The sequence below is a fragment of the Streptomyces venezuelae genome, from assembly GCF_008642375.1.
Classification (GTDB): Bacteria; Actinomycetota; Actinomycetes; order Streptomycetales; family Streptomycetaceae; genus Streptomyces; species Streptomyces venezuelae_G.
In genome coordinates this window covers 4,906,707-4,923,522 of record NZ_CP029194.1, presented here as the reverse complement: position 1 = coordinate 4,923,522, position 16,816 = coordinate 4,906,707, and the positions used below count along the sequence as shown (strand labels likewise).

Annotated in this window: 19 protein-coding genes; 10 read left to right on the top strand and 9 right to left on the bottom strand. The window is 71.9% G+C overall.

The window, feature by feature from the left end:
- Positions 1-17 precede the first annotated feature (17 nt).
- Complete coding sequence (locus DEJ46_RS22665; protein ID WP_150269110.1) at positions 18-713, bottom strand: histidine phosphatase family protein; 696 nt, start codon at positions 711-713, stop codon at positions 18-20.
- Positions 710-2,017, bottom strand: a complete 1,308-nt coding sequence (gene hemL / locus DEJ46_RS22660; RefSeq protein WP_223834970.1) for a glutamate-1-semialdehyde 2,1-aminomutase — start codon at positions 2,015-2,017, stop codon at positions 710-712. The genes DEJ46_RS22665 and hemL overlap by 4 nt, the downstream gene beginning before the upstream one ends.
- Before the next feature lie 268 nt (positions 2,018-2,285).
- Here hemL and DEJ46_RS22655 point away from each other — a divergent pair, with 268 nt between their 5' ends.
- The gene (locus tag DEJ46_RS22655; RefSeq protein WP_150269106.1) at positions 2,286-2,903 is read left to right on the top strand and encodes a hypothetical protein; all 618 of its coding nucleotides are present in this window, start codon (positions 2,286-2,288) and stop codon (positions 2,901-2,903) included.
- Positions 2,904-2,927: 24 nt separating this feature from the next.
- Here the strand turns inward: DEJ46_RS22655 and DEJ46_RS22650 are convergent, their stop codons facing one another.
- Complete coding sequence (locus DEJ46_RS22650; protein ID WP_150269104.1) at positions 2,928-3,509, bottom strand: hypothetical protein; 582 nt, start codon at positions 3,507-3,509, stop codon at positions 2,928-2,930.
- A 205-nt stretch (positions 3,510-3,714) separates the two neighbouring features.
- Between DEJ46_RS22650 and DEJ46_RS22645 the strand changes: the two genes are divergently transcribed.
- Complete coding sequence (locus tag DEJ46_RS22645) at positions 3,715-4,131, top strand: MerR family transcriptional regulator (protein ID WP_150274671.1); 417 nt, start codon at positions 3,715-3,717, stop codon at positions 4,129-4,131.
- A 36-nt stretch (positions 4,132-4,167) separates the two neighbouring features.
- Here the strand turns inward: DEJ46_RS22645 and DEJ46_RS22640 are convergent, their stop codons facing one another.
- Positions 4,168-5,010 carry an ABC transporter substrate-binding protein gene (locus DEJ46_RS22640; protein WP_150269102.1) on the bottom strand — a complete coding sequence of 281 codons (843 nt, stop codon included), beginning with the start codon at positions 5,008-5,010 and terminating at the stop codon, positions 4,168-4,170.
- 273 nt (positions 5,011-5,283) lie between these two features.
- Here DEJ46_RS22640 and DEJ46_RS22635 point away from each other — a divergent pair, with 273 nt between their 5' ends.
- A complete protein-coding gene (locus tag DEJ46_RS22635; RefSeq protein ID WP_150269100.1) occupies positions 5,284-5,532 on the top strand; it encodes a hypothetical protein in 249 nt (82 codons plus the stop codon).
- An 86-nt stretch (positions 5,533-5,618) separates the two neighbouring features.
- On the opposite strand, the gene DEJ46_RS22630 is transcribed toward DEJ46_RS22635, so the two are convergent.
- Entirely contained in the window at positions 5,619-6,203 is a 585-nt protein-coding gene (locus DEJ46_RS22630) for a TIGR03086 family metal-binding protein (RefSeq protein ID WP_150269098.1), read from the bottom strand.
- A gap of 126 nt (positions 6,204-6,329) precedes the next feature.
- Here DEJ46_RS22630 and DEJ46_RS22625 point away from each other — a divergent pair, with 126 nt between their 5' ends.
- Positions 6,330-7,184 carry a helix-turn-helix domain-containing protein gene (locus DEJ46_RS22625; protein ID WP_150269096.1) on the top strand — a complete coding sequence of 285 codons (855 nt, stop codon included), beginning with the start codon at positions 6,330-6,332 and terminating at the stop codon, positions 7,182-7,184.
- A gap of 1 nt (position 7,185) precedes the next feature.
- Here DEJ46_RS22625 and DEJ46_RS22620 read toward each other — a convergent pair whose 3' ends face one another.
- Positions 7,186-7,635: a GNAT family N-acetyltransferase gene (locus DEJ46_RS22620; RefSeq protein ID WP_150269094.1), complete on the bottom strand. Its 450-nt coding sequence runs from the start codon at positions 7,633-7,635 to the stop codon at positions 7,186-7,188.
- Between the two features lie 65 nt (positions 7,636-7,700).
- Between DEJ46_RS22620 and DEJ46_RS22615 the strand changes: the two genes are divergently transcribed.
- Entirely contained in the window at positions 7,701-8,438 is a 738-nt protein-coding gene (locus DEJ46_RS22615; RefSeq protein ID WP_150269093.1) for a Mut7-C RNAse domain-containing protein, read from the top strand.
- Between the two features lie 110 nt (positions 8,439-8,548).
- Here the strand turns inward: DEJ46_RS22615 and DEJ46_RS22610 are convergent, their stop codons facing one another.
- Positions 8,549-9,019: a hypothetical protein gene (locus DEJ46_RS22610; protein ID WP_223834968.1), complete on the bottom strand. Its 471-nt coding sequence runs from the start codon at positions 9,017-9,019 to the stop codon at positions 8,549-8,551.
- A gap of 75 nt (positions 9,020-9,094) precedes the next feature.
- On the opposite strand from DEJ46_RS22610, the gene DEJ46_RS22605 reads away from it, so the two are divergent.
- Together DEJ46_RS22605 and DEJ46_RS22600 are read left to right on the top strand one after the other, a co-directional pair.
- The gene (locus DEJ46_RS22605; RefSeq protein WP_150269091.1) at positions 9,095-9,430 is read left to right on the top strand and encodes a YnfA family protein; all 336 of its coding nucleotides are present in this window, start codon (positions 9,095-9,097) and stop codon (positions 9,428-9,430) included.
- Positions 9,431-9,495: 65 nt separating this feature from the next.
- A complete protein-coding gene (locus tag DEJ46_RS22600) occupies positions 9,496-10,260 on the top strand; it encodes an SDR family NAD(P)-dependent oxidoreductase (protein ID WP_150269089.1) in 765 nt (254 codons plus the stop codon).
- A gap of 52 nt (positions 10,261-10,312) precedes the next feature.
- On the opposite strand, the gene DEJ46_RS22595 is transcribed toward DEJ46_RS22600, so the two are convergent.
- A complete protein-coding gene (locus DEJ46_RS22595) occupies positions 10,313-11,506 on the bottom strand; it encodes an RtcB family protein (protein WP_150269087.1) in 1,194 nt (397 codons plus the stop codon).
- A gap of 174 nt (positions 11,507-11,680) precedes the next feature.
- On the opposite strand from DEJ46_RS22595, the gene DEJ46_RS22590 reads away from it, so the two are divergent.
- From DEJ46_RS22590 to DEJ46_RS22580, 3 genes are all read left to right on the top strand, one after another.
- The gene (locus tag DEJ46_RS22590; RefSeq protein WP_150269085.1) at positions 11,681-12,595 is read left to right on the top strand and encodes a DUF3558 domain-containing protein; all 915 of its coding nucleotides are present in this window, start codon (positions 11,681-11,683) and stop codon (positions 12,593-12,595) included.
- 122 nt (positions 12,596-12,717) lie between these two features.
- A complete protein-coding gene (locus DEJ46_RS22585) occupies positions 12,718-13,452 on the top strand; it encodes a DUF3558 domain-containing protein (RefSeq protein ID WP_150269083.1) in 735 nt (244 codons plus the stop codon).
- 121 nt (positions 13,453-13,573) lie between these two features.
- Positions 13,574-14,863 (top strand): DUF2637 domain-containing protein, encoded by a 1,290-nt coding sequence (locus DEJ46_RS22580; protein ID WP_150269081.1) that lies wholly within the window; start codon positions 13,574-13,576, stop codon positions 14,861-14,863.
- A 74-nt stretch (positions 14,864-14,937) separates the two neighbouring features.
- On the opposite strand, the gene lysS is transcribed toward DEJ46_RS22580, so the two are convergent.
- A complete protein-coding gene (lysS, locus tag DEJ46_RS22575; protein ID WP_150269079.1) occupies positions 14,938-16,662 on the bottom strand; it encodes a lysine--tRNA ligase in 1,725 nt (574 codons plus the stop codon).
- Positions 16,663-16,816 lie beyond the last annotated feature (154 nt).

The following is a 16,816-nucleotide window of genomic DNA, read 5'->3' as shown; positions in this document are numbered from 1 at the left end:
GGGTACGGCGTCCAGAGCTACGCCCCGAAGGCCTTCGACTTCCCCTTGACCGGCTTCGCCCCGGCCAGCAGGTGCGCCGGGACGAGATCCCGGGCCGGCTCGCTGTACCCGACCGAGACGATCTTGTCGCCCCGGTACGTGAACGAGGTCAGCGAGGCCAGCGTGCACTGCCGCCGCCGCGGGTCGTGCCACAGCCGCCGCTTCTCCACGAAGCTCCGGACGATCCAGATCGGCAGCTGGTGGCTGACGCAGACCGCCTCGTGCCCGCGCGCCGCGTCCTTCGCCGCGTCGAGCGCGCCCATCATGCGGACGACCTGCTCGACGTACGGCTCGCCCCAGGAGGGCTGGAACGGATTGGTCAGGTGCTTCCAGTTCCCCGGCTTGCGCAGGGCCCCGTCCCCGACCCCGAAGGTCTTGCCCTCGAAGACGTTCGCCGCCTCGATGAGCCGGACGTCGCTCGCCAGGTCCAGACCGTGCGCCTTGGCGACCGGCATCGCCGTCTCCTGCGCCCGCTCCAGCGGGGAGGCGACGACATACGTGACGTCCCGCCCGGCCAGGTGCTCGGCGACCCGGTCCGCCATCTGCCGGCCGAGCTCGGAGAGGTGGTAGCCGGCGCGGCGGCCGTAGAGGACCCCGTCCGGGTTGTGGACCTCGCCGTGCCGCATCAGGTGGACGACGGTGATGTCCTCGTCACGGGTGTTCTGCTCGCTCATGCCGTCGCCTCCGCGGCGGCGCGGGCGGCGGCCGGCAGCGCGGCGGCGATCCGCTCGATCGCCCGCTCGTCGTGCGAGGCCGACACGAACCAGGACTCGAAGGCGGACGGCGGCAGGTAGACGCCGTCGGCCAGCATCGAGTGGAAGAAGGCGTTGAAGCGGAAGGCCTCCTGCTGCTTCGCCTCGTCGTAGTTCCGCACCTCGTCGGCCGTGAAGAAGACCGAGAACATGTTGGAGGCGGTCTGCAGCCGGTGCGCGACGCCCTCCTTCGCCAGGGCGCCGGTGACCAGGCCCTGGATCTCCTTCGACACCGCGTTCACCTTCTCGTACGCGGCGTCGTCGAGCAGCCGCAGCTGCGCGAGCCCGGCGGCGGTCGCGATCGGGTTACCGGAGAGCGTGCCCGCCTGGTAGACCGGCCCGGCCGGGGCCAGGTGCCCCATGACGTCGGCGCGGCCACCGAACGCGGCGGCCGGGAAGCCACCGCCCATGACCTTGCCGAAGGTCAGCAGGTCGGGCTTGACGCCGTCGACGCCGTACCAGCCGGCCCGCGAGGTACGGAAACCGGTCATCACCTCGTCGGAGATGTACAGCGCGCCGTTCTCCCGGCACACGTCCGCCAGGCCCTGGTTGAAGCCCTCCGCCGGCGGCACGACGCCCATGTTGCCCGGCGATGCCTCGGTGATCACACAGGCGATCTCGCCCGGGTGCGCCGCGAAGGCCGCCCGCACCGCTTCGAGGTCGTTGTACGGCAGCACGATCGTGTCCCCGGCCTGCGCGCCGGTCACACCGGGCGTGTCCGGGAGGCCCAGGGTCGCGACGCCGGAACCGGCCGCGGCCAGGAGCGCGTCCACGTGACCGTGGTAGCAGCCGGCGAACTTGACGACCTTTGCGCGCCCGGTGAAGCCGCGGGCGAGCCGGATCGCGGACATCGTGGCCTCCGTACCGGAGGAGACGAGCCGGACCTGCTCGACGGGCTCGACGCGCGCGACGATCTCCTCCGCGAGCGCGACCTCGCCCTCGCCCGGCGTACCGAAGGACGTGCCGCGGGCCACGGCGGCCTGCACCGCGGCGGTGACCTCGGGGTGCGCATGGCCGAGAATCATCGGCCCCCACGAGCAGACCAGGTCGACGTACTCACGACCGTCCGCGTCGGTGAGGTACGGACCGGTACCGGAGACCATGAACCGGGGCGTACCGCCCACGGCTCGGAAGGCACGCACCGGTGAGTTCACGCCGCCGGGCGTCACGAGGGACGCGCGGTCGAAAAGCGTCTGTGAGACTGGGGCTTCGTATGAATACGGCACTGTGATCCTGACCTGCGAGTACGGCTGCGAGTACGGCTTCGAGTACAGAGGAACGGTGTGGGCACCCTGAGATCACGCCGGGGCGGCTGTCGGCCGCGTCTGCGAAACTGGGGCGTCAGAGGGATGACTCACGGAATCCATGGTGTCAGAGGCCACGGCGTTCTTGCGGACAGGTGTTTCACCGTACGAACGCGGGGGAGGTCACTGACACGATGATCGGGTCGCGCGGCGGGGTCGTGTTGCCGAGAAAAAGCAGTCGGGTGGAGATATGCATCGCGGTGGCGGACCGGGCGAGGGGACGGACGATCTGGGTCCGGAGTCTGCCCGGCGGGGGAGGCACCGGCGCCGGCGGGCGGACGGGTCGGCTCCCGGCGCGCCCGGAAGCCCCGACACCCCGGGGACACCGGGAGAACCGGCACCCGGAAGCGGAAGCGGAAGCGGCCGGTCATTGGGAGTGACGTACAAGTACTTCGGCGCGCCCGACGGTGCCACGGCGGCCCGCGTCCCGATCTCGATGCGCCCGGAGGAGCTCGGCGGCGACGAGCTCGGCATGGGCGGCATGTTCACCAAGATCAAGCCGGAGACGATAGCGGCGATGGTCCTGACGGGCATCGAGGGCATGCCCCTGCACAAGGTGCCCCCGCTGGAGCTCGTCGTGCTCCACCCGGACTACGCCGTCGTGAAGCTCCCGATGACCGTGGTCGACCCGCTGCGCGGGATCGGCGAGGAATCGGTCGGCGCCGCCGCCTTCATCTGGTCCACGGTCCCCGACCGCGGCGGCCCGCGCGACGCCTTCGACGTCTACCAGCTGCTCCACGAATGGCAGGACTTCTCGGTCCGGCTCCACGAAGCGGGCCACCAGCCGTACTGCCTGGTCTGGCCGTAGGGGGCCCTGGGGGCACACCCGCTCCTACGGGACCTTCTCGCCGCCGCAGTCGACGAGCTCGTCGAGCTCCCGGCCCGTCCGGATCCCCTCGGGGGTCCAGTACGAGCCGGCGGGCGGCGCGGCCGCCCGTACCGCCGCGAGGTCGAATACCGCGCCCGCCCCGTCGTCGGATCCGTAGGCGACCGACACGTCGAGCTGCTCCGGCAGCTCCGCCGGGCCGGTGGCCGGACGGGCCGTCCGGTAGTCCTCCGCGGCCCACAGCCTCAGCAGCCCGCCCCGCCCCTCGGCGGTCAGCGGCCCGTCGGCCCGCCACACGAGCCTCTCCGAGTCGCTGTCATGGAGCTCCACCCGCCGCACCCGCTCCGACGGGCACTGGGCGGCCTTGACCGTGACCGTGTCTCCGTCGATCCGCAGCCCGAGGAGACTCGGCCCCACGGGGTCGGACATACCCGTCACGACGGTGACCCAAAGGAACATGACGCCGGCCGGCACGGCCAGGACCCCGGCCGCGATCAGGCCGATGACCAGGGCCTTGCGGCCGCGCGACCGCTCGGCGACCCCGCTCGGCGTCGCCCGATGCACCGGAAGCGCTTCCCGTTCCGCCATCCGGCCCTCCGCTTCCACTTGCCCCCCTGAGGTGGTTGGCGCCGAAGCAGAGACCGTAGCGGCACACAGGCGTTTCGCCGCACCTCCAGCGCACATAAGTGCTGAAGTTAGGACGAATCGGATGTAATGCGCGGAGGTCGCGCCCTGCGGAAGCCCTCTACGAGGAAGGACGTCACGCGTGAGCGGAGTACGGAGCGGAGTACGGATGCCCGGCGAACCCATGCAGATCGGCGAGGTCGCCGCACGGACGGAGCTGTCCCTGCGCACCATCCGCCAGTACGAGGACAACGGCCTGGTGGTGCCCTCCGCGGCCTCGCCCGGCGGCTTCCCCCTCTACACGGACGCGGACGTCTCCCGGCTCATGGTGATCCGCCGGATGAAACCGCTCGGCTTCACCCTCGACGAGACCCGCGAACTGCTCACGGCCGTGGACCGGCTCACCGAGGACCGCCCGGGCACGGACACGGAGCTCACGCCGGAGGACCGCTCGACGCTCGTGACCCGCGTCCGCCGCTACGAACAGGCGGCCGCGGAGCGGGTCACCGAACTGCGGACCCAGCTGGCCCGCGCGGAGGAGTTCGCCACGTCCCTCCGCACCCGGCTCGCCTCGACCCCGGCCTGAGGCCGGACAGGCCCGGGATCCGGGGGCCTGGGGCCCCTACGCCGCCAGGGCCTCCGCCAGCTCGCGGAAGAACCGCGCGTAGGCGGCGTGGCTGGGCGGGGTCTCGGGGTTCCACGCGGCGAGACGGGTGCCGGGCGGGGTCTCGTACGGCGGGACGGCGTGGAAGCGGTTGTCGAAGAGGACCAGATCGGGACGGAGCTCGGCGACCCGGCCCCAGTCGGCGGTGAGCCAGTTCGCGCCGGGCCCCGGGCCGGGGTCGAGCAGCCGGACGCCGAGCGCCGCGAGCCGCGCCAGCTCGGGCCAGGCCTGCGGACGGGCCAGATGGACCTGGTCGGGACCGGCCCCGGAGAGCGCGAGGACGGCCAGCCCGGTCCGCCCGGCGACCCCCCGCAGGACGGCCTCGGCCTCCCCCACCCCCGCCGGCGCCACCGCCGCCGGCGCCACCGCCCCGGCACGGAGCGAGGCGCCCAGCTCCCCGAAGCGGTCGAGGATCGCCGGAAGGGTCAGCTCGTTGCCGACGGAGAGCGCGACGAGCGGCACCCCGAGCCGGTCGGCGACCGCCTCGTCCAGCGCGTACGGGCTCTTCCCGTCGTACGTGACGTCGACGATCACGTCCGGCCGCAGCTCCCGCAGCTGCCCCTCGTCCAGGGCCCGGCCGGGGCCGAGGTACGGGACCCCGGCCGCGTCGAGGCCGCCCGCCTTGGCCGGGTCGTACCCCGGGCCGTCGTGCCCGGAGCCGTAGACGGCGACCGGCGTCACCCCCAGGTCGAGCAGCGCCGCCCCGGCCCGTACGTACGCGACGACCCGCTCCGGCACGCGCGCCGCCCCCAGCTCCGTACCCCTGTCGTCCGTGAATCCCCATGGCTGCGCTCCGGACATACGGCTGCTCCCTCCCCGGCCGAGACTGCCTGCTGCCTGCCCCGACACCTTGGAGCGGTTGCCCGGCCCGCACAAGAGGGCCTGCGGCGACTCCGGAGAGCCACCGCCGCCCGGCCGGGACTTTGGTCCCCGGCCCCCTGCCGAAAGTCCCCCAGGTTGGTGTTAACTGAACGGGTCGGGAGGAAGCAGTAGGAATCACCAGCGCCTCCGTTCACGCGCGCCACCTGCCGGGGCGCGGCGCACACGGACGGCCCTCACGTCCTGGAGCGAGCCATGGCCTTGCCCGACCAGTTCTCCGACCCCCGCGTCCTCACGCTCTTCGGGCTGCTCGCCGTCTCGACGGCGGTGTGGCTGACCCTGGGCCTGCGGGCCCGCGCCCGGACGCGCCGCGACCGGACGGTGAGCCCGCTGGAGCGGGTCTGGCACCCGCAGGAGACGGTGCAGCTGACTCCCGCGGAGGAGCACGCCTTCGGCCAGGTCGCCTCCCGCCTCTCCTTCGGCTCCCCGGGCCGCCTGCGCTGATCCGGGGCACAGCACGGGCACGCGAGAGCCCGCGGTCCTTCTCGGACGGCCCAGGCCCTCGGGTTCAGACGGCTCAGACCCGCGGCTCAGACGGCCCAGACCCGCGGGTCGCGCCCCGTCACGGCGAGAAGCCGCTCGAACGGGGTCGCCCCCTCGGGCAGGTCGACGCTCTCCCCGAAGACGTTCATCTTCCGGGCCATCGGCGCCATGCTCTCCACCTCCTCCACAAGCCCGGCCACCACGGCCGGATCCGGTTCGAAGCCACGCCCGGTGGCCCGGGCCAGGTCCCAGACGTGCACGGTCAGATCGAGCAGGACCATCGACCCGACCGTCCGCGCGGGCAGCCCCATGGCCCCCGAGGTCCCCTCCTCCGCACCGGGCGCCGACCAGGCGGTGACCAGCCTCCCGGTCTCCACCGAGAACGCCTCGCGCCAGCCGTCCTCCGCGAGCCGGTCCGGGGTCTCGGAGAAGTCGGCCGGCTCCTTGGCCGCGAGGGCCTGGAAGTTCACGACGACGGCGAAGAGGTGGTTCAGCAGGGCGCGCACGTCGTACTCGGCGCACGGCGTGGGCGCGCCGAGCGACTCGTCGGTGGTGGCGCCGACCAGGGGTGCGGCACGGTCGGCGGCGGAGCGGAGCAGGTCACCGATGCGGGGCGGGGCTTCGTACGTCATACGGCGACGCTAGGGGAACCTGCCCGCCCCGGTCTTGAAGAAACGCGCCGACTCTCCCCCTGCCCCCTGAGATCCCCCCGAGGGGATCTCCCTGAGGGGATCTCCCTGGGCCCTAACATGCGGATCATGTCCGCCGCCGCCCCGTCCCCGCGCCGGGACACCCGGGGCATCGTCGACCCCGCCGAGCTGCTCACCCGCGTCCGCTTCCGCCGCCACACCCCGGCACCGGAGCTGCGGCCCTTTCTGGAGCACTACTGGCTGATCGACTGGGACCTGACGGAGCCGTACGTGACGCAGGTCGTCCCGCACCCGTCGGTGAACATCGTCTTCCAGCGGTACGGCCCGCTCGAAGGACCGCCGGAAGCGGCGGAGTCGTCGGCCGAGGTCTCGGGGATCGGGCTCGGCCTGTTCACCCGGAAGCTGACCGGCCTGGGCCGGGTCTGCGGGATCCAGTTCCGCCCCGGCGGCTTCCGGCCGTTCGCGCCCGCCTGGCCGGTGTCGACGTGGACGGGCCGCCGGGTCCCCCTCGCCGAGGTGTTCCCGGCAGCGGCGGGCGAGGACACGGTCCTGCCCCCCGAGGACGACCACGCGCGCGTGGCGGCGCTCGACGCGTTCCTCCTGGCCCACGGGCCCGTACCCGACCGGGACGCCGAGCAGGCCATGCACCTGGTGGACCTGATCCGTACGGACCGCGAGCTGCGCAAGGTGTCCCGGCTGGCCGCGGCCTCCGGCCTGTCGACCCGCTCGCTCCAGCGCCTCTTCGCCACCCACGTCGGCGTCGGGCCGAAGTGGGTCATCCTGCGCTACCGCATCCACGAGGCCCTGGAACGCGCCGAGACCGCGGGAGCGGCGGGCGCCCCGGACTGGTCCCGCCTCGCGGCCGCGCTCGGCTACAGCGACCAGGCCCATCTCGTACGGGACTTCACGGCGACGATCGGCGTGCCGCCGACCGCGTACGCCCGCGCGGTGTCGGCGCCCTGACCTAGGAGGCGCCGTCCTGCCCGCCCAGCGGCCGGATGAAGTTGAAGGCGCCGATGTCGAAGCGCTCGCGCAGGTAGAAGCGGTGGGCTCCGGTGCGGTGGGTGCCGGAGTCGAGGTTGAGCTCGTGGCAGCCGACCGCGCGGGCGTGGGCCTCCAGGTAGGCGATGAGCGCGTGGCCGACGCCGGCGGAGCGCTCGGTGGCTGCGGTCACCAGGTCGTCGACGTAGAGCTTGCGCAGGGAGCTGGTGTTGTTGATGATCCGCCAGCCGGCCACGCCGACGCAGCGCCCGGCGTCGCTGTAGGCGGCACTGAACCGCAGCCCCTCGGGGTGCCCGGCCTCGTACACCTCACGGAAGAGCTCCGGGGTGAGGTGGGGACGGAGCTCGGAGAGGACCGGCAGGAGGTCGCTCTCCAGCCGGGGATCGCCCGGCTCAAGGTCGATGATCTTCATGCGGGGACGGTACCCCAGGGCGAATTCCCTGGCCCCCCACAGCGCCCCGATGCCATCCTGTCCCCGTGAACGGACCCGAGATCCACATCAGTTTCGCCCCCGGCCTGCGACTCTTCGTCTCGGCGGAGCGACGCTCGGGACGCACCCCCGTGACCACCGACGGCGCCTCCTCGCTCGGGCACGTGGTGGAGTCGCTCGGCGTGCCGCTCACCGAAGCGGGGCGGCTCCTCGTCGACGGCCGGCCCGTGACCCCCGCGCACGTCCCGGTCGCGGGCGAGACGATCGAGGTGGAGGCGGTCACCCGCCCCCAGCCGGTGCCGGGCGCACCGCTCCGCTTCCTGCTCGACGTCCACCTCGGCACGCTGGCCCGCCGGCTGCGCCTGCTCGGCGTGGACGCGGCGTACGAGAGCGAGGACATCGGCGACCCCGCGCTGGCCGCGCTCTCGGCGCGGGAGCAGCGGGTCATGCTCTCGCGCGACCGCGGCCTGCTGCGCCGCCGGGAGCTGTGGGCGGGCGCCTATGTGTACAGCGACCGGCCGGACGACCAGCTCCGCGACGTCCTGGAGCGGTTCGCGCCGCCCCTGGCGCCCTGGACCCGCTGCACGGCGTGCAACGGGCAGCTGTCCGACGCCGACAAGGACACGGTCCGCGAGCGACTGGAGCAGGGCACGGAGAAGACGTACGACGTCTTCGCGGAGTGCGTGGAGTGCGGCCGGGTCTACTGGCGCGGTGCCCACCACGCCCGGCTGGAGGCGATCGTCTCCGAGGCGGTCCGCGAGTTCGGCGGCGCGGCGGCCCGCTGAGGCCCGTCGCACCGGGCGGAACGCTTCTGCGGCAGCGGACAGGCACACGGGCGGACGGGCGCGGCCAGGCAGACGGGCGCGGCCAGGCAGCCAGGCGGAGACCGGGTCGGTCAGAAGACGTACGGATCCCCGGTGGCGAGCACCAGCACACGATGCCGGTCGTTCCGCGGGTTCCGGTCGGCCGCCCCGTCCCGCCAGGCCGTCGTGATCTCCACCGTCAGCTCGTCCGGAAGGCCGGCGGTCCGCAGGTCGAGCGCCAGCTCGCCGACGGCCCCGGCGGCCGGGAGCTCGCCCGTCCGGCAGGACACCACGCGGTCGCTGCTCCACAGACAGGCCGTCGGCAGCTCCTGACCGCCCGCCATCGGCTCGGAGAAGGCGAGCCGGACGGTCGCCTGGGGGAGATCGGAGGGTCCGTGGTTCTCACTGACCAGCCAGACGCCGACCCTCCCGTCCCACAGGGAGACATGCCCGTGATGGGCAAGATCCGCCTCGGCCCCCACGGCGCCGGCGCTCACCCCTGCACCCGCCACCACCGAGCCCGCGAGCACGACCCCGAGCACGATCTTCGACATTCCACGCATAAGCACAAAATACCCACATCACACCAAATCCCCTGACACCCCATCAGTCAGCGTGTCCCATGGCACGCTGCTCTCATGCTGATCGCCCGCTCCGTGGCCCTCTTCGTCCTGGCCGCACTCTTCGAGATCGGCGGCGCGTGGCTCGTCTGGCAGGGCGTACGGGAGCACCGCGGCTGGATCTGGATCGGCGCGGGCTTCCTCGCGCTCGGCGTCTACGGCCTCGTCGCGACCCTCCAGCCCGACGCCGAGTTCGGCCGCGTCCTGGCCGCCTACGGCGGCGTGTTCGTCGCGGGCTCGATCCTCTGGGGCATGGCCGCCGACGGCTACCGCCCCGACCGCTGGGACGTCATCGGCGCGCTCGTCTGCCTCGCCGGCATGGCCGTGATCATGTACGCCCCACGCGGCCGCTGATCCACGCCCCCACCTATCCTGACCGGGCGATCCACGTAATCGACCACCTGCGCGAGGAGCACGCCATGACCGGCCCCGGTACCCCCATCGCCGTCATCACCGGAGCGAGCAGCGGAATCGGCGCCGCCACCGCGAAGCAGCTGGCCGCCGCCGGCTACCGCGTGGTCCTCACCGCCCGCCGCAAGGACCGCATCGAAGCCCTCGCCGCCGAGATCAACGACGCCGGCCACCAGGCCACCGCCTACGCCCTCGACGTCACCGACCGCGCCGCCGTCGACGAGTTCGCCACCGCCTTCCGCACCCTCGCGGTCCTCGTCAACAACGCCGGCGGCGCCCTCGGCGCCGAGCCCGTCGCCACCGGCGACCCCGAGGACTGGCGCCGGATGTACGAGGTCAACGTCCTCGGCACCCTCCACATGACCCAGGCCCTGCTCCCGGCCCTCACCGCGAGCGGCGACGGCACCGTCGTCGTCCTCTCCTCCACCGCGGGCCACTCCACCTACGAGGGCGGCGCCGGCTACGTCGCCGCCAAGAACGGCGCCCGCGTCCTCGCCGAGACCCTCCGCCTGGAGATCGTCGGCACCCCGGTCCGCGTCATCGAGATCGCCCCCGGCATGGTCAAGACGGACGAGTTCGCCACGACCCGCTTCCGCGGCGACACCGAGAAGGCGGCCAAGGTCTACGCCGGCGTGGCCGAGCCCCTGACCGCGGACGACGTGGCCGACACCATCACCTGGGCCTGCACCCGCCCCCCGCACGTCAACATCGACCTCCTGGTCGTCCGCCCGCGCGCCCAGGCCTCCAACACCAAGGTCCACCGCGAGCTGTAGGACCGCGAAAGGGGCCGGTGCGCGGCACCGGCCCCTCGTCGTCGCCCGAAGGTCACCCCTTCACGCAGATGACCTGCTTCAGCTTGGCGACGACCTCCACCAGGTCCCGCTGCTGGTCGATCACCTGCTCGATCGGCTTGTAGGCGCCCGGGATCTCGTCCACGACACCGGAGTCCTTCCGGCACTCCACGCCCCGCGTCTGATCCTCCAGATCCCGCACCGTGAAGCGCCGCTTCGCCGCGCTCCGGCTCATCCGGCGGCCGGCTCCGTGCGAGGCCGAGTTGAAGGACGCCGCGTTCCCGAGGCCCTTCACGATGTACGAGCCCGTGCCCATCGAGCCCGGGATGATCCCGAACTCCCCGGAGCCGGCCCGGATCGCACCCTTCCGGGTGACGAGCATGTCCATGCCCTCGTACCGCTCCTCCGCCACGTAGTTGTGGTGGCAGGAGATGACCGGGTCGAAGGTCACCTTCGCCTTGCGGAACTCCCGGCGGACGACCTCCTGGAAGAGCGCCATCATGATCGCGCGGTTGTACTTCGCGTACTCCTGCGCCCAGAAGAGGTCGTTCCGGTAGGCCTGCATCTGCGGGGTGTCCGCGACGAAGACCGCGAGGTCCCGGTCGACGAGCCCCTGGTTGTGCGGCAGCTTCTGCGCCTCGCCGATGTGGTACTCGGCGAGCTCCTTGCCGATGTTCCGCGACCCGGAGTGCAGCATCAGCCAGACCGCACCCGACTCGTCGAGACAGAACTCGATGAAGTGGTTGCCGGATCCGAGCGTCCCCATCTGCTTATGGGCACGCTCATGCCGGAACTTGACCGATTCCGCGATCCCGTCGAAGCGCGACCAGAAGTCGCCCCACCCCGCCGTCGGGAACCGGAACAGCCGCGAGGGGTCCACCTCGTCCCGGTGCATGCCACGCCCCACCGGGATGGCGTGCTCGATCTTCGACCGCAGCCGCGAAAGATCACCCGGCAGGTCGTTCGCCGTCAACGACGTCTTGACCGCCGACATCCCGCAGCCGATGTCCACACCGACCGCCGCCGGACACACCGCACCCTGCATCGCGATCACGGATCCGACCGTCGCGCCCTTGCCGTAATGCACGTCCGGCATCACGGCCAGGCCCTTGATCCACGGCAGCGTCGCCACGTTCTGCAGCTGCTGCATGGCACCGCCCTCGACCGAGGCGGGGTCGGCCCACATCCGGATCGGTACTTTCGCCCCTGGCACCTCTACATACGACATACTTCCTCGATTCCCCCGAAAAGTCTGATAACGCAAAAACCGGAGCCAAAGCCCGTACAGGTGACAGGGGACCGGCATCAACAGCTGCGTGTGCGATAGACATTGTGTCCACCGGCCGGGTTCGCGCGGCAAACAGTTTTCGGGAAAGACTTCGGGCGAAGGGAGCCTGGGACCGTGCAGCGAAAGAGGTACGCACCCGGCCGCACCAGGTCCACGGCGCGCACCGCCGTCGTCCTCACCAGCGTGATCGGACTGGGCCTCGGGCTCGGTCTCACCGGATGTTCGGCAGGCCCCACCACCGACGACCTCGCCGTCGACGCCAAGGCCGGCCCCGTCTCACCCGTCGCGCCCCCCGGCCGCTACCGCACGCTCTTCGAACCCTGCGGCGCCGTCCCGCAGGGCACGCTCAAGGACCTGCTCCCGGGCGCCACCGCCCTGCCCGACGCCGAGCGCGGCAAGGCGTACCGCGGCGTCGCGGCCGTCACGTACGACACCGACCGGCGCGTGGGCTGCACCTGGAAGGCCGACAGCCCCGAGACCTCCCACCGGCTCGCCCTCGACATCGAGCGGGTCGTGTCGTACGACCCCGCCGTCAGCGACGACTCCCGGGCGCAGGAGGTGTACCTCCGCAAGCAGCTCGCGGCGGGCATCGCCGTACCCCCCACGACCCCGCCCACCCCCACCGGCACGGCCACGGGCACCGCCTCCGGCACGGCGACGCCGCCCCCGGCGAGCACGCCGAGCTCCCCGGGCGCCACCGCGCCGACCGGCAAGACCCCCAGCGCCCCGGCATCGGGAGCCCCTTCCAGCGGCGCCCCCTCGCCCACCCCCACCCCCACCTCCACCGGCCTGGAGCCCCGCGTCCTCGACGGTCTCGGCGACATCGCGTACCTCGACGACGCCCTGACCGCCGTCGGCGCGAGCGGCCATCAGCGCGTCGTCAGCGTGGTGTTCCGCACATCCAACGTCATCGTGACCGTCTCCTACCGGGAGCAGACGACCGGTTCCGCGGAGGCCCCCGACAGCCGGGAACTGCAGGAAAAGGCCCGGAATCTGGCCCGGATGCTGGCCGAGCGCCTGGAGGAGTAGCCGTTCCGCTCCGATCCGTGAGCGGACGGCGACCACGTAACGTGTCGGCGTACCCGTGGCCGCCCGATGGCCGTGGCCGCCGACCGGCCGGCCGGACCGTACGACAAGCGACTGAAGGAACCATGCAGCGATCAGCCTCGCGACTCCCCCGCATACTCGCCTGCGCAGCCGTCCCGGTGATGCTCGTCGTCGCCGGCTGCTCCTCGGACTCGGGCAGCGGCGACTCCGGCAGGAAGGGGACGCAGGACAAGGCCTCCGCGTCGGCCTCCGCGACCCCCACCCCCTCCCCGACGCCGACGGTCGCGCCGGCGAAGTTCGCGAAGCTGCCCGAGGTCTGCAAGGCGATCTCGGCCAAGACGACCGCGTCCCTGGTGCCCAAGGCGAAGACCAAGAAGGGCACGCCCGCGGCCTCCAGCGACCTGGCCAGCCGTGGCGGCTGCTCCTGGAACGGCCTGGACGACAACGGCGTGGACGGCTCGCAGTACCGCTGGCTCGACGTGTCGTTCTACCGGTACGCGTCGGACGTGTCGCTCGGCAGCGGCGAGGAGCGCGCGCAGGAGAACCTGGCGAAGGAGCTCGCCAAGGTCCAGGAGACGCCGGGCGCGAAGAAGCTCAAGACCACGACGGCCTCCGGGATCGGCGAGGAGGCGAAGGCGGTCGCGTACAAGCTGCGCAAGACGGACGAGGACTTCGTCTACGCCTCGATCGTCGCCCGTACGGGCAACGTCCTGGTCCTGCTCTCGTACAACGGCGCCGGTTACGCGGGCGCCGACGCTCCGTCCGAGAAGAAGATCATGGACGGGGCGGTGAAGGCGGCCAAGGAGGCCGTGGCCGCCGTCGCGGCAGCCAACAAGTAGTCACAAACCGGCACAGACGGAGACCGGTGAGCGGAGCCCGTCCCTCCCCCGAGGGCCGGGCTCCGCGCGCATGTGCCAGTCTGTGCGCGCGAGATGTCGTTTGACGGGGAGGGGATCGCGGGTGGCCGCGATGCAGCTGACACGCACACACCGAATACTCATCGGCCTCGTCATCGCCGGTGCGCTGATCATCGCGGGAATCGGTTTCGCGGGTTCCTACGCCGCTGTGCGCGAGCTCGCGGTGGCCAAGGGCTTCGGTACCTTCTCGTACTTCTTCCCCATCGGCATCGACGCGGGCATCTGTGTCCTGCTCGCCCTGGACCTGCTTCTGACCTGGCTGCGGATTCCGTTTCCGCTGCTGCGTCAGACCGCCTGGGTCCTGACGGCGGCGACGATCGCCTTCAACGGCGCGGCGGCCTGGCCCGACCCGCTGGGTGTCGGGATGCACGCGGTCATCCCGGTCCTGTTCGTGGTGGCCGTGGAGGCCGCGCGTCACGCGGTGGGCCGGATCGCGGACATCACGGCGGACAAGCACATGGAGGGCGTGCGCCTCACGCGCTGGCTGCTCTCCCCGGTGCCGACCTTCCGCTTGTGGCGCCGGATGAAGCTCTGGGAGCTCCGCTCGTACGAGCAGGTCATCAAGCTGGAGCAGGAGCGGCTGATCTACCAGGCACGGCTGCAGGCCCGCTACGGCCGCAGCTGGCGGCGCAAGGCTCCGGTCGAGGCGCTGATGCCGCTGCGGCTCGCCAGGTACGGGGTACCGCTGGCGGAGACGGCGGCGGCGGGCCTCGCGGCGGCGGGCATCGAGCCCGCGGTACTGCCGGCGCAGGCGCAGGCGGTGCACGCGGTGCACCCCGTCCCGACGGCGGTCCAGGCGGCTCCGACGGCCCAGCCCCAGCAGCTGCCGCAAGCACAGGCGCAGTCGCAGTCGCAGTCGCCCCAGCAAGCCCTTCTTCCCCAGCAGCCGCAGGGCCCGCAGGGCGAGGTGGAGGCCCCGAACCATGACAGCCCGTGGTTCCAGGCACCGCAGCTCCCGTCGGAGGCCCACGAGACGGCGTACGACCCGCAGTACGTCGACGGCCTGGCTCCCACGCCGGTCGCGGTGCCGCTCGGCCCGGAGGACCTCCCCCTCCCGGACCCGCGCCACGAGCAGGGCCCTGAGGCGTTCGAGCCGTACTCGGAGTACGTCGACCCCGAGCCCCCGGTCGACGACTTCGAGGAGACCGTCTACAAGATCACGTGGTCGTACGCCCACGAGCACAAGCAGTTCCCCGCCCCGGGCGATCTGCAGCAGCTGGTGGCCGCTCACTACGGCCTCACGGAGTTCCCCGACACCGACGTGCTGAACCAGCTGACCCCGGTGATCCAGGAGCGCATCCGGCAGGAGATGGCCGACTTCGACACGGCCTGACAGGCGCGAGGCATGGAAAAGGGCCGCCACCCGGATTCCGGATGGCGGCCCTTTCACGTCGTCACGTCACACGCTCACGCGCCGAGCAGCTTCCGCACCCGCTCCGCACCCACCGCGAGGAGCAGCGTGGGCAGGCGGGGCCCGGTCTCGCGGCTCACGAGGAGCTTGTAGAGCAGGGCGAAGAAGGCGCGCTGGGCGAGCTTCAGCTCGGGCGTCGGCTTGGCCTCGGGGTCGAGCCCGGCCAGGACCTTCGGGACGCCGTAGACGAGCGTGGTGAGCCCGTCGAGCGACCAGTGGGTGTCCAGGCCCTCCAGGAGCAGTCGCAGCGACTCGCGGCCCTCGTCGTCCAGGCTGCCGAGGAGCTCGGTGTCGGGCTCCTCGCGGACGATGGTGCGCTGGTCGGCCGGGACCTGGTTGGTGATCCAGTTCTCGGCGCGGTCGAGGCGCGGCCGGACCTCGTCGAGGGAGGTGACCGGGTTCTCCGGGTCGAGTTCGGTCAGGATCCGCAGGGTCTGCTCGTCGTGGCCGGCCGTGATGTCCATGACCGAGGCGAGCGTGCGGTACGGCAGCGGGCGCGGCGTGCGGGGCAGCTCGCCGGCAGCGGTGCGGGCCGCGCGGGTGTGGGCCGCGGCGTCGGCGGGGAGCACGGTGCCGTCCGCGACCTTGGCCTCCAGCTTGTCCCACTCGTCGTAGAGCCGCTGGATCTCCTGGTCGAAGGCGATCTTGAAGGACTGGTTGGGCTTGCGGCGGGCGTACAGCCAGCGCAGCAGCGGCGCTTCCATGATCTTCAGCGCGTCGGCGGCGGTGGGTACGCCGCCGCGCGAGGAGGACATCTTGGCCATGCCGCTGATGCCGACGAAGGCGTACATGGGGCCGATGGGCTGGACGCCGTCGAAGATCTCGCGGACGATCTGGCCGCCGACGACGAAGGACGAGCCGGGCGAGGAGTGGTCGACGCCGGAGGGCTCGAAGATGACGCCCTCGTAGGCCCAGCGCATCGGCCAGTCGACCTTCCAGACCAGCTTGCCGCGGTTGAACTCGCTGAGCTTGACGGTCTCGGCGAAGCCGCAGTTCGTGCAGGTGTAGGCGAGCTCGGTGGTCTCGTCGTCGTACGAGGTGACCGTGGTCAGGTCCTTCTCGCACTGTCCGCAGTACGGCTTGTACGGGAAGTAGCCGGAGGTGCCACCGGAGCCGTCGTCCTCGGCGGCGGCGCCGGAGCCTTCCTCGGCCTCCAGCTCGGCCTCGTCGAGGGGCTTCTGCGACTGCTTCTTGGGGGCCTTCTTCGTCCGGTACTGGTCGAGGATGGCGTCGATGGCACCGCGGTGCTTCATGGCGTGCAGGATCTGCTCGCGGTAGGTGCCCGCGGTGTACTGCTCGGTCTGGCTGATGGGGTCGTACTCGACGCCCAGCTCGGCCAGGGACTCGACCATGGCGGCCTTGAAGTGCTCGGCCCAGTTGGGGTGGGGCGAGCCGGCGGGGGCCGGGACGGAGGTCAGCGGCTTTCCGATGTGCTCGGCCCAGGACGCGTCGATGCCCTCGATGCCGTTCGGCACCTTGCGGTAGCGGTCGTAGTCGTCCCAGGAGATCAGGTGCCTGACCTCGTACCCGCGGCGGCGGATCTCGTCGGCGACCAGGTGCGGGGTCATGACCTCGCGGAGGTTGCCGAGGTGGATGGGGCCGGACGGGGAGAGGCCGGAGGCGACGACGACCGGTTTGCCAGGCGCACGTCGCTCCGACTCGGCGATGACCTCGTCCGCGAAACGGGAGACCCAGTCGGTCTCGGTGCTGCTCTGAGCCACGGTCGGTACGTCCTTCTTCCTGAGGGGATGCTGCCTGACAGCCCTACGGCCCTACGGCCCTACATGCGCCATTCTCCCAGACGGAAGCACACGCTCCGAGGTTGTCCACAGGCGGAGAAAACACGTTGCTCTCCCATGGGACACTTGACAAGCG

Bases quoted from the DNA above. Each gene is read 5' to 3' on its own strand.
- DEJ46_RS22665 (WP_150269110.1), bottom strand. From the start codon at position 713: ATGAGCGAGCAGAACACCCGTGACGAGGACATCACCGTCGTCCACCTG.
- DEJ46_RS22655 (WP_150269106.1), top strand. From the start codon at position 2,286: ATGCATCGCGGTGGCGGACCGGGCGAGGGGACGGACGATCTGGGTCCG.
- DEJ46_RS22650 (WP_150269104.1), bottom strand. From the start codon at position 3,509: ATGGCGGAACGGGAAGCGCTTCCGGTGCATCGGGCGACGCCGAGCGGG.
- DEJ46_RS22645 (WP_150274671.1), top strand. From the start codon at position 3,715: ATGCCCGGCGAACCCATGCAGATCGGCGAGGTCGCCGCACGGACGGAG.
- DEJ46_RS22640 (WP_150269102.1), bottom strand. From the start codon at position 5,010: ATGTCCGGAGCGCAGCCATGGGGATTCACGGACGACAGGGGTACGGAG.
- DEJ46_RS22635 (WP_150269100.1), top strand. From the start codon at position 5,284: ATGGCCTTGCCCGACCAGTTCTCCGACCCCCGCGTCCTCACGCTCTTC.
- DEJ46_RS22630 (WP_150269098.1), bottom strand. From the start codon at position 6,203: ATGACGTACGAAGCCCCGCCCCGCATCGGTGACCTGCTCCGCTCCGCC.
- DEJ46_RS22625 (WP_150269096.1), top strand. From the start codon at position 6,330: ATGTCCGCCGCCGCCCCGTCCCCGCGCCGGGACACCCGGGGCATCGTC.
- DEJ46_RS22620 (WP_150269094.1), bottom strand. From the start codon at position 7,635: ATGAAGATCATCGACCTTGAGCCGGGCGATCCCCGGCTGGAGAGCGAC.
- DEJ46_RS22610 (WP_223834968.1), bottom strand. From the start codon at position 9,019: ATGCGTGGAATGTCGAAGATCGTGCTCGGGGTCGTGCTCGCGGGCTCG.
- DEJ46_RS22605 (WP_150269091.1), top strand. From the start codon at position 9,095: ATGCTGATCGCCCGCTCCGTGGCCCTCTTCGTCCTGGCCGCACTCTTC.
- DEJ46_RS22600 (WP_150269089.1), top strand. From the start codon at position 9,496: ATGACCGGCCCCGGTACCCCCATCGCCGTCATCACCGGAGCGAGCAGC.
- DEJ46_RS22595 (WP_150269087.1), bottom strand. From the start codon at position 11,506: ATGTCGTATGTAGAGGTGCCAGGGGCGAAAGTACCGATCCGGATGTGG.
- DEJ46_RS22585 (WP_150269083.1), top strand. From the start codon at position 12,718: ATGCAGCGATCAGCCTCGCGACTCCCCCGCATACTCGCCTGCGCAGCC.